Here is a 9,806-nt window from a genome sequence, read left to right as displayed (position 1 = left end):
GTGCAGGGGCAGTACGGGCCCGCTGCCGTTGCCGAGGGCGGCCAGCAGTTCGGCGACGGCGGCGACGGCGACCGCGCCGGGGCCGGCGACCAGGACGCTGCGGGGGCGGCCGTCGGGCTTGAGTTCGCCGACGCCTGCCTCCTGGGCGAGGCGGGCGGCGGTGCGGACGCGGGCGCCTGCGGCGGCAACGCCGAGGAGGAGGCCGCGGGTGTCGGCGCGGGCGAGGGCGTCGGGGTCGTCGAGCAGCGTCTCGTCCAGCATCGGGGGTGACCTCCGGTCCGGTCCGGTTGTGTCGGGTGTCGCGGGGCGCCGTGCGGTGCGGGTGCCCGTGCCGGCGCCGGTGGTGCGTACGGCGCGGGCTGCCGGGCGGGTGTGTGGTGCCGGGCAGCCGGGTCGCGTCAGGCGGGGCGGCGGGCCTCGTCGACGAGGAGGACGGGGATGTCGTCGCGCACGGGGTAGGCCAGGCCGCAGTCGGCGGAGGTGCAGGTGAGCTCGGTGGCCTCGACGTCCTCGCGCAGCGGCGCGTGGCAGGCGGGGCAGGCGAGGATCTCCAGGAGGCTGGCTTCGACGAGCGGCATGGGTGGCTTCTCCCGTGTGGTCGTGTCGTGGTCGTGGTTCCCGGGCGTCCGCCGTGTGCGGGCGTACGCGTCCGGACCGGCCGATTCAGCCTATCGCCGGGCGGCCGGGGCCGCGTGACCGTGTCGGGGCCCCGGTCCCCCGCCGGAGGAGGCGGTGCGGTGCGGTGCCTCCTCCGGCGGGGCGGCCGTCAGGCGCGGACGATGGCGAGGACCTCGTCGCGGACGCCGGCCATGAGCTCGGTGTCGCGCGCCTCCACGTTGAGGCGCAGCAGCGGCTCGGTGTTGGAGGGGCGCAGGTTGAACCACCAGCCGTCGCCGGTGACCGTGAGGCCGTCGAGCTCGTCGAGGCCGGTACCCGGGCGGTCGGCGTAGGCCGCGCGGACGGCGGCGGTGCGGCCGGCCTGGTCGTCGACGGCGGTGTTGATCTCGCCGGAGGCGGCGTAGCGGTCGTACTCGGCGACGAGCGCGGACAGCGTGCCGTCCTGGCCGCCGAGGGCGGCGAGGACGTGGAGCGCGGCGAGCATGCCGGTGTCGGCGTTCCAGAAGTCGCGGAAGTAGTAGTGCGCGGAGTGCTCGCCGCCGAAGACGGCGCCGGTACGGGCCATCTCCTGCTTGATGAAGGAGTGGCCGACGCGGGTGCGGACGGGCGTCCCGCCGTGCTCCTTGACGACCTCGGGCACGGTCCACGAGGTGATCAGGTTGTGGATGACGGTGGAGCCGGGGTGCTTGGCCAGTTCGCGGGCGGCGACCAGGGCGGTGATCGCGGACGGGGAGACGGGCTCGCCGCGCTCGTCGACGACGAAGCAGCGGTCGGCGTCGCCGTCGAAGGCGATGCCGATGTCGGCGCCGGTCTCGCGCACCTTCTCCTGCAGGTCGACGATGTTCTTGGGGTCGAGGGGGTTGGCCTCGTGGTTGGGGAAGGTGCCGTCGAGCTCGAAGTACATCGGGACGAGGTCGAGGGGCAGCCCGTCGAAGACGGTGGGGACGGTGTGCCCGCCCATGCCGTTGCCGGCGTCGACGACGACCTTGAGGTGCCGGATGGAGCTCAGGTCGACCAGGGTGCGCAGGTGGGCGGCGTAGTCGGCGAGCATGTCCCGCTGGGTGACCTCGCCGGGGGTGGCGTCGCTCGCCGGGAGGCCGGTCTCGGACCACTGCTCGACCAGTTCGCGGATCTCGGCGAGGCCGGTGTTCTGTCCGACGGGGGCGGCGCCGGCGCGGCACATCTTGATGCCGTTGTACTGCGCCGGGTTGTGGCTGGCGGTGAACATCGCGCCGGGCAGGTCGAGCTTGCCGCTGGCGAAGTACAGCTGGTCGGTGGAGCAGAGGCCGATCTCGGTGACCTTGGCGCCGCGCGAGGCCGCGCCGCGGGCGAAGGCCCGGGACAGGCCGGGCGAGGAGGGCCGCATGTCGTGGCCCGTCACGATCGCGTCGGCACCGGTCACGGTGACGAAGGCCGCGCCGAAGAGTTCGGCGAGCGGCTCGCCCCATTGGTCGGGGACGACTCCGCGGACGTCGTACGCCTTCACGAGCTGGGAGAGGTCGGTCACCGCATGTGCTCCGCTCTGGAATCCGGTTGCCGGTGGATGGATCGTGGCAAGAGCCAACCTACCGGGCGGATCCGAACGCGCCGACGAGGAGCCCGGGTGCACGTGCGGACCCGGGGCGGGGTATGGCGGGGTGCCGGTTCAGGAGTCGGGCGAGCGCAGGACGCGCAGGTGCCCGCGCCGGGCGATCTCCATGGGGTCGCCGCCGCGGCCGTTGGTGCCGTTGCCCTCGCGCTCCTGGGGGCGGGCGGCCTCGCGCACGGCGTTGGCGAGCGCTTCGAGGTCGTCACCGCTGGGGCGGGTGGGGCCGGTGTCCGTGGCGAGCCGTACGACTTCCCAGCCGCGGGGGGCGGTGAGGCGCTCGGAGTGCTCCGAGCACAGGTCGTAACAGTGGGGCTCGGCGTAGGTGGCGAGCGGTCCGAGGACGGCGGTGGAGTCCGCGTAGACGTACGTCAGCGTCGCGACGGCGGGACGGCCACACGCGGTGCGCGAACAGCGACGTACAAGGCTCACGACGTTGGACGGTACCGCACTCTTGAGCGGGCCGCGACGACTCCCCAGGAGCTCACCCCGTCGTGTCGTCCGGGTTGGCCGGGAAGGTCCGACCTGGGGTCAACACACCTGACCTGCAAAGGGCCGGAAATGTGCGGGTGCCCCTCCGAGGACACCGATCACCAAACGCTGCAAATGATGCCAATTGCGATCGGTGAAGCGGTCAGGGCAGGGGAATCACGTGGGCGCCAGGGGCGAACGACCGTACATTCTGCGACATCGACGGGGATGTCCAGTCCTCGTCCCCCGTGGTGGTGGCAGCGGTCACGGAGCCGCATAACCGGGGCTCCCGACGGCTACTCTCAGAGGTGATGGACACCCCTTCGCCCGCACCGCGCCAGCGCCACCGCGACCGACACGGCCGCGGCATGCGCGGCCCCATCGCGCCCCCGCAGGTGCCCCTGGCACGCACCCGCGCCGACGCCTTCGACGACCTGGTGCGCGACGCGGCGGACCGGCTCGAGCGGCGCTGGCCGCAGCTGGCGGAGGTGGAGTTCGCGGTACAGGAGGTGCCCTGGCCGGCGGACGGTGCCGACGGCGCCGCGGTCGACGGCCGGTTCGACGACGGGGTGCCGCTGGGGCGGCTCCTCGGCGGGCAGAAGGGCAACCCGCACCGCATCGTGGTGTACCGGCGGCCGGTGGAGATCCGGGCCAAGAGCCGCGAGGAACGGGCCCTGCTGGTGCACGACGTGGTCGTGGAGCAGGTGGCCGAACTGCTCGGGCTGTCACCGGAGAACGTCGACCCCCGGTACGGGGAGGGCTGATCCCGGTACCGGCACGGGCCCGGGGGCCCGTGCCGGTCGCGGATCGTCAGCGGTTGAGGATGGACAGGTCCTCTTCCGACTTCGGCACGGCGACCAGACCCCGGTCGTCCGGCATGGTCTGGATGGTGAACATCGGGACGCCGCCCTCCGGCAGGGCGAGCATCCGGGAGGCGTAGACGGGGCCGCCCGAGGCGGGTTCCACCGTGACGGCGAAGGAGCCCTTCCCCGTGGAGGGGGCGGGCGGTGACAGGACGACCGTCGTGCCGCGCTTGACCGGGACGTTCTTGGTGACGGGTTCGCCGCCCTTGGTCGAGGCGGAGGTGACGACCCGCACGGTGGCGTCGCCCTCCGGCGCGGTCAGGGCGAGCGTCGAGCCCTTGGTGCGGTTGTCGGCGGCGCTGGCGCGGTCGCCGATGGGGGCGGTGGCGGGCAGGAAGGCGGTCTCCTGGTCGGCGCCCTTGCCGCGGGTGATCCGCAGGGCGGCGACCACGGGTGCCTCGTCGGAGGGGTCGGTGGGGCTGAGGATCAGCGAGCCGGCCTCGCCCTTGGTGACGTCGCCGAGGTCGACGGCGGTGGTCATGCCGCTCTTGACGTGCACGGTCTCGTGCCCGGCGGGGGTGATCTCGCCGCCCGAGGAGGCGAGCCGCAGCTTGAGGTCGGCGTCGCTGTCGCCGGTCGCGAAGACCACCAGGCGCACATCGGAGGCGTCGCCGGGGATGCCGGGCATGACGGCCTCGGCGGCGGGGTCGGTGGAGGCGGGCAGCCAGTCGCCGCCGGCCTTGGCGTCCTCGGCCTCCACGGTGGCGCCGACCCGGCCGCTGCGGGCACTGACGTGCAGGGTGAGGGCGTCGGACTTCTCCGTGGTGAGCGTGGAGAGCAGGACGGGTACGGTCGCGCCCGGCGGCACCGTGATGCCGTCGGTCGTGCTGGTCTTGACCTCGCCCTTGTCGCCGTAGAGCGCGAGGTCGATGACGGCGGAGGTGTCGTCCGGGTTGGTCAGGTGGACGTAGTCCTGCCGGCCCGCGCCGGTGCTGACCCCGGGGAACCAGAACTCGCTGTCCGGCACGGCACAGGAGGCGCCCAGCACCGCCCGGGCCGGGCCCGCGTCGACGACCGTGGTCTGCTGCACGGTCCAGCCGGGGGCGAGCGCCCCGTCGGCGGTTCCGATGAGCGCGGGGGCGTCGGAGGCCTCGGTGACCGCGGTGACCGGCTGGCCGGACTCCTTCAGCGGTGCGACCGGCTTGCGCTTGGCCGCGGCCTTGCCGTCCTGGTCGGCGGCGGCCAGCAGGGCGGCGGCGCCGCCCGAGCCGGCGGAGTCGCCCTTGGGCGTGAAGGCGGTGTACGTGGTCGTGGCGAAGTCCGAGTCCGACGGGGCCGGGCAGGCCAGCGTGGACCGCTCGACGGGCAGCCGCGCCGCGCTCACGGCGGGCGCCGCGTCCGGGGTGCCCGCGCCGGAGACGGTGGCGACGCCGGCGACCGCGGCCAGGGCGGCGGTCACGCCGATCAGGGAGAGGGTGCTGCGGTTCACTGCTGGTTGCTCCCGTCGCGGCGGTAGCCGTCCGTGTCGTAAGCGTCCGTGTCGTAGGTGCCGTAGGGGGCGTACGAAGCGTCGTAGCCCTGCTGCCGGGGCTGCTCCTCGTACCCCTGCGGCTGCTGGGACTGCTGCTCGTAGCCCTGCCGGTCGTAGCCGGGCTGCTGGGACTCCTGGCCGTAGCCGTACGGGTCGTAGACCTGCTCCTGCGGCTGGGCGGGCTGCTCGTAGCCGTAGGTGCTGGTGTACTCCGCGGCCCACTGCTCCTGGCCGTACGGGTCGTCCTGCTGGGGGCCGGCGGCGTAGGGGTCGTACTCGGCGTACTGCGCGTACTCGGCCTGCTCCTGGTGCGCGGGCCCGGCGGCCTCGGGCTCCGCGGGGGCGTCGTCCGCCTCCCCCTCGGCCTCGGCGGCGGCGCGCAGCCGGCGGGCGCGACGGCCGTCGCCGCCGCCCTGTGCCGGGATGCCGGCGGCCGCGGCTGCGGCCACGGGCGCGGCCTCCGCGTCGGGCAGGTCGTCGTCGACCTCGCGGCGCCGGCCCGGCAGGGCCATGACCACGAGCACCAGGCCGAGGAAGCCCTGGACCCACACCCACACGGTGTGCGTGAACGGGTCGTCGTAGACGAGGTCGAGCCGGCCGCCGCTGCTGGGGAGCCGGAAGCCCTGGGCCCAGCCGTCGACGGTGGTGGCGGTGAGCTCCTTGCCGTCGAGGGTGGCGGTCCAGCCGGGGGCGGCGCGGTCGGCGATGCGCAGGACGCGGCCGTCGGCGCCGGCCGGGACGGTGGTGTGGGCCTCCACCTTGCCGGAGGCGACGGTGACGACGGCGGCGGGGGCGTTGGCGTCCTCACCGGAGCCGGTGCCGTCGGCGTCGCCGGAGCCGCTGTCGTCGCCGCTGCCGGAGGGCTCGACGATCGTGATGCGGGCGACGTCGTCGTCCACCCGCCACAGGGCGCTGCCGTCGGCCTGGCTGAGCCGGGACAGGCCCGGGGTGCTGTCGAGGGTGCGGCTCATCTCGCGCGGGGCGCCGCTCTGGACGAGGACGTAGCGCACGGCGTAGCCGCCGAGCTGGCTGGCCTGGTCGGCGCCGGAGCCGGCCACGAGATTTCCGACGATCTTGGCGAGCCGGGCGTCGCTGCCGGCCGCGGCGGCGATCTCGGCGTCGCCGAGGCGGGCGCCGGCGCCCCGGACCAGGGCGTACGAGACGTGGGCGGGCGTGCCCGAAAGGACAAGGGTGCGGGCCTGGTCGCGGGTGGTGCTCTCCTCGGCGACGAAGGCGGGCACCTGGGTCGGGTCGCGGCGCTCCAGCGGGCCGTCGGCGCCGCCGGCCATCCAGCCGACGGCGGCGGACAGCGGGGCGAGCACGGCGGCCAGCGCGACGAGCGCGGCGACGGGCTGGCGCCAGCCGAAGCCGGAGGCGGCGAGCCGTTCCTTGGCACCCTCCGCGCCCACCGCGGCGGCGGCGAGCAGGGCGAGGCCGTACACCAGCGTGGCGGGGCCGGCCCAGGAGGTGCTGTTGGCGAGGACAGCCAAGACCAGGCCGGTCAGGGCGCCCGCCCAGGCGGTGACGATGGCCGAGCGGCGCTCGCCGCGCACCAGTGCGGCCAGCGCGGCCAGGACGATGCCCGCGAGCAGGTAGCCGCCGGCGGCGCCGGGGCCGCCGGGGTTGATCAGGAGGAGGTCGGTGGCGGTGGCGGACTTGGCGCCGAACGGCAGACCGGCCTCGTCCAGGAAGCGCTTGGGGTGCGTGAGCAGCCCGATCGACCAGGGCGCGAGCACCACCACGGGGGCGCCGAGGACGGCCACGGCGCGCATGGCCAGCGGGACGAGGAGCCGGCCCTGCCCGCGCACGACGCGCGTGGCGATGGCGACGCCGGCGAGCACCAGGGTGACGAGCCAGGTGATGGGGGTGAACGCGGTGGTGATCGTCAGCAGCAGCGCGACGGCCCAGGCGGCGCGCCAGCCGGGCCGCAGCCCCCGCTCGACGGCGTCGGCGGACATCCGCAGGCCCGCGGCGGAGACGGCGGCGCGGGCCATGAGCGGCAGCAGGATGGCCAGGACGGCGGTGCCGAGCCGGCCGCCGGCGAGGGCGCCGGTGGCGGCGGGCAGGAAGGCGTACGCGACGGCGCCCCAGGCGCGCAGCAGCCGGGACTCGACCAGGGGCCGCGACACGAAGTAGGCGCTGAGGCCCGCGAGCGGTACCGAGGCGACGAGGAGCACGGTCAGGGCGAGGCCGGTGCTGCCGAGCAGGGCGCTCGCCAGGGTGGCCACGATCGCCAGGTAGGGCGGCGCGGTCTCGGTGCTGCCGGCGCCCAGGGCGTGCCAGGCGCCGAGGTAGGAGCCCCACAGGTCGGAGGCGTCGGCGGGGGCGGGCAGCAGTGCGCCGCCGGACAGGGCGCCGCCGCCGAGGAGCGCGCGGCAGGCGATGAGGGAGAAGAGCAGCAGGACGGCGAAGAGCATCGGGGCGGGTTGCCGCGCGACGCGCTTCAGCAGCGCGAACTGCTCGACCTCCAGGTACTCGCCGTCGTCGTCGCCGCCGCTGGGCCCGGAGTCCAGCCCGCCGTGGCGTCCGGCGGAGGAGGCGTCGGCGGCCGCGCGGCCGGAGACGTTGCTGACGACCTGCTCGACGGTGGCCCGTACGGTCGCGCCGGGCGGCGGGAAGAGCGTCCGCAGTTCGGAGGCCGGGACGGCGGGCCGGGAACGCCGGTGGCGGGCGCCGAGGAGGCGGCCGGGGCGCAGCAGGACCGACAGCAGGCCGGTGATCTCGTCGACGGCCTGTCCGGGGACCTTGCCGACGAGGTAGGCGAGGGTGCGCAGCACCGTGCCGAGCACGATGCGCGCGAAGACGTACGGGAGGAGGGCGCCACGGGTGTTGGCCAGCAGCGTGTAGACGGCGCCCGCCTTGTCGACGCGGTGCGGGTTGACGACGGAGCGGCCGGCGCAGTCGACGGGACGGCGCTCGCGGGAGGCCGCCTCGGCGTGCCGCAGGACGGCGTCGGGGGCGACGAGGACGGTGTGGCCGGCGGACTGGGCGCGCCAGCAGAAGTCGACGTCGTCGCGCATGAGCGGCAGCCGGCGGTCGAACCCGCCGAGGTCCTCCCACACGTCGCGGCGCACCAGCATGCCCGCGCTGGAGACCGAGAGCACCTGGCGGACCTGGTCGTGCTGGCCCTGGTCCTGCTCGCGGCGCTCCAGGCCGGTCCAGCGGCGGCCGCTGCGGGCGATGGAGACGCCGACCTCCAGCAGCTGGCGCCGGTCGTACCAGCTGCGCAGCTTGGGGCCGATGATCGCGGCGGACGGCGAGGCGTCGGCGACCCTCAGGAGGTTGAGGAGGGCGTCCGGGGCGGGCTCGCAGTCGTCGTGCAGGAGCCACAGCCACTGCACGGGTTCGCCGTGCGGCTCCTCGGGCTCGTCGTAGGCGTCGTCGTTCCAGGTGCGGGAGACCGGGTCCCAGCTGCTGGGCCGCCCCAGGTAGGGCAGTTGCTCCACGGTCAGGGGCTCGGCGGCGCGCACGCACTCGTCGACGGCGGCGCCGAAGCCACTGCGCCGGGCGAGGTGCAGGACGCGGTGGTCGCCGAGGCTCTCGGCGAGCAGGCGGGCGGAGTCGTCGGCGCTGCCGGTGTCGGCGGCGATGACGTCCTGGACCGGGCGGTCCTGGGAGACCAGACCCGAGAGCGCGTTGGGCAGCCAGCGGGCACCGTCGTGGGCGACGAGCACGGCGGTGACGACGTGGCGCGGGAACTCCGGTGCCTGGGCGGCGTATTGAGTCCCGGCTGAACTGTTCACGGACATCGAGGTTCGGGCCCCGGTTCGCTGGACTTCGGACGACGCCTTGGGCGTCTCGGACGGGCCCCCACACTAACGGTTGCGGGAGCCGGCCCTTCCGGGTCCGGGGCACATATACGTACGAACCCCGATGTGCCGGGCGGGAGCCCGGGGAGGGCTCTAGACGACGCCCTTCTTCAGTCGCCGGCGCTCGCGCTCGGACAGGCCGCCCCAGATGCCGAAGCGCTCGTCGTTGGCGAGGGCGTAGTCGAGGCAGTCGGAACGGACCTCGCAGGCGAGGCAGACCTTCTTGGCCTCGCGGGTGGAGCCGCCCTTCTCGGGGAAGAAGGACTCGGGATCGGTCTGCGCGCACAGCGCGCGCTCCTGCCACCCGAGCTCTTCGTCGGCCTCTTCGGCCAGCAACAGCTGGAACAGCTCGGTCATGCGCGCCCCTCGTCTGTTTTCGCGTCCCCGTGATGTTGCCGTTACCTGCGACGGTCGAACGACACGAGTGAAATTACAAGTGTGCCGATACGGGCCAGTCAAGCCGAGATCTGCTATTGGGCCCGTTATTCACCCTGCGGAACCAAGGCCTGACAGAAAGTGTTCAAATCAGCCCAAACGCCCGCATACGTCAACCACGGTCGACGCCCCTGGGGGCGGCGATCACGATGCGATCACGAAAACACAACGACGTTTCACGAGGAGACGTTCCTGCGTAGCCGTGTGGTTGCGTCGGCACTTTTCCTGGCTCTTCGGCGCACAAACCTTTCGCCATGTCGAATAGCCGGATCAGGTGAAAGATTTACGACAAACCCGACATCAAGTTGACAGGCCGCCGAGGACCCGGTGTGCTAGGGCGCATGTCAGTGACCCACGCGCCTGCCCGGACCCGCCGCCTCGGCGAGTTCCGTCGCGCCGTGGAAGCTCACTGTCGCTGTTCCAGCTGTTGCCGCTGAAGGACTCTTCCCAGCCCGCACAGCCTCATGCGCATGCCTGACGCTCCTCACTTCCCGTAGGAACTCCCGCACCCATGAACAGCGACGTCTCGATCGCCGGCGACCCCCTCGCCATCC

7 protein-coding genes and 1 pseudogene are annotated in these 9,806 nt (G+C 74.0%); 1 reads left to right on the top strand and 7 read right to left on the bottom strand.

What is annotated here, in order from left to right; genetic code table 11:
• The 4 genes and pseudogenes from PV341_RS40690 to PV341_RS40675 all read right to left on the bottom strand — a co-directional run.
• Positions 1-261, bottom strand: a pseudogene (locus PV341_RS40690) (SIS domain-containing protein); the annotation flags it as partial.
• Between the two features lie 137 nt (positions 262-398).
• The gene (locus tag PV341_RS40685) at positions 399-578 is read right to left on the bottom strand and encodes a Trm112 family protein (RefSeq protein WP_431967699.1); all 180 of its coding nucleotides are present in this window, start codon (positions 576-578) and stop codon (positions 399-401) included.
• 188 nt (positions 579-766) lie between these two features.
• Positions 767-2,125 (bottom strand): phosphomannomutase/phosphoglucomutase, encoded by a 1,359-nt coding sequence (locus PV341_RS40680; RefSeq protein WP_500360454.1) that lies wholly within the window; start codon positions 2,123-2,125, stop codon positions 767-769.
• A 138-nt stretch (positions 2,126-2,263) separates the two neighbouring features.
• Positions 2,264-2,683 carry a DUF3499 domain-containing protein gene (locus tag PV341_RS40675; protein WP_078619945.1) on the bottom strand — a complete coding sequence of 140 codons (420 nt, stop codon included), beginning with the start codon at positions 2,681-2,683 and terminating at the stop codon, positions 2,264-2,266.
• 302 nt (positions 2,684-2,985) lie between these two features.
• On the opposite strand from PV341_RS40675, the gene PV341_RS40670 reads away from it, so the two are divergent.
• Positions 2,986-3,438 (top strand): metallopeptidase family protein, encoded by a 453-nt coding sequence (locus PV341_RS40670; protein WP_500328613.1) that lies wholly within the window; start codon positions 2,986-2,988, stop codon positions 3,436-3,438.
• Positions 3,439-3,484: 46 nt separating this feature from the next.
• Here PV341_RS40670 and PV341_RS40665 read toward each other — a convergent pair whose 3' ends face one another.
• The 3 genes from PV341_RS40665 to PV341_RS40655 form a co-directional block, all read right to left on the bottom strand.
• Positions 3,485-4,966: a DUF5719 family protein gene (locus PV341_RS40665; RefSeq protein WP_500360452.1), complete on the bottom strand. Its 1,482-nt coding sequence runs from the start codon at positions 4,964-4,966 to the stop codon at positions 3,485-3,487.
• Positions 4,963-8,757, bottom strand: coding sequence for a glycosyltransferase (locus tag PV341_RS40660; RefSeq protein WP_500360451.1), 3,795 nt, complete (start codon positions 8,755-8,757; stop codon positions 4,963-4,965). Before PV341_RS40660 ends, PV341_RS40665 begins: the two co-directional genes overlap by 4 nt.
• Before the next feature lie 153 nt (positions 8,758-8,910).
• Complete coding sequence (locus PV341_RS40655; RefSeq protein WP_018559705.1) at positions 8,911-9,174, bottom strand: WhiB family transcriptional regulator; 264 nt, start codon at positions 9,172-9,174, stop codon at positions 8,911-8,913.
• Positions 9,175-9,806 lie beyond the last annotated feature (632 nt).

The organism is Streptomyces sp. PA03-1a, from assembly GCF_033792805.1.
GTDB lineage: Bacteria > Actinomycetota > Actinomycetes > Streptomycetales > Streptomycetaceae > Actinacidiphila.
The sequence above is the reverse complement of the archived record's forward strand: the minus strand, read 5'-3'. Positions and strand labels throughout refer to the sequence as shown.

What these genes read in the sequence shown, in the direction of transcription:
- PV341_RS40670 (WP_500328613.1), top strand. Translation starts at nt 2,986, where the DNA reads ATGGACACCCCTTCGCCCGCACCGCGCCAGCGCCACCGCGACCGACAC.
- PV341_RS40655 (WP_018559705.1), bottom strand. Translation starts at nt 9,174, where the DNA reads ATGACCGAGCTGTTCCAGCTGTTGCTGGCCGAAGAGGCCGACGAAGAG.
- PV341_RS40660 (WP_500360451.1), bottom strand. Translation starts at nt 8,757, where the DNA reads ATGTCCGTGAACAGTTCAGCCGGGACTCAATACGCCGCCCAGGCACCG.
- PV341_RS40685 (WP_431967699.1), bottom strand. Translation starts at nt 578, where the DNA reads ATGCCGCTCGTCGAAGCCAGCCTCCTGGAGATCCTCGCCTGCCCCGCC.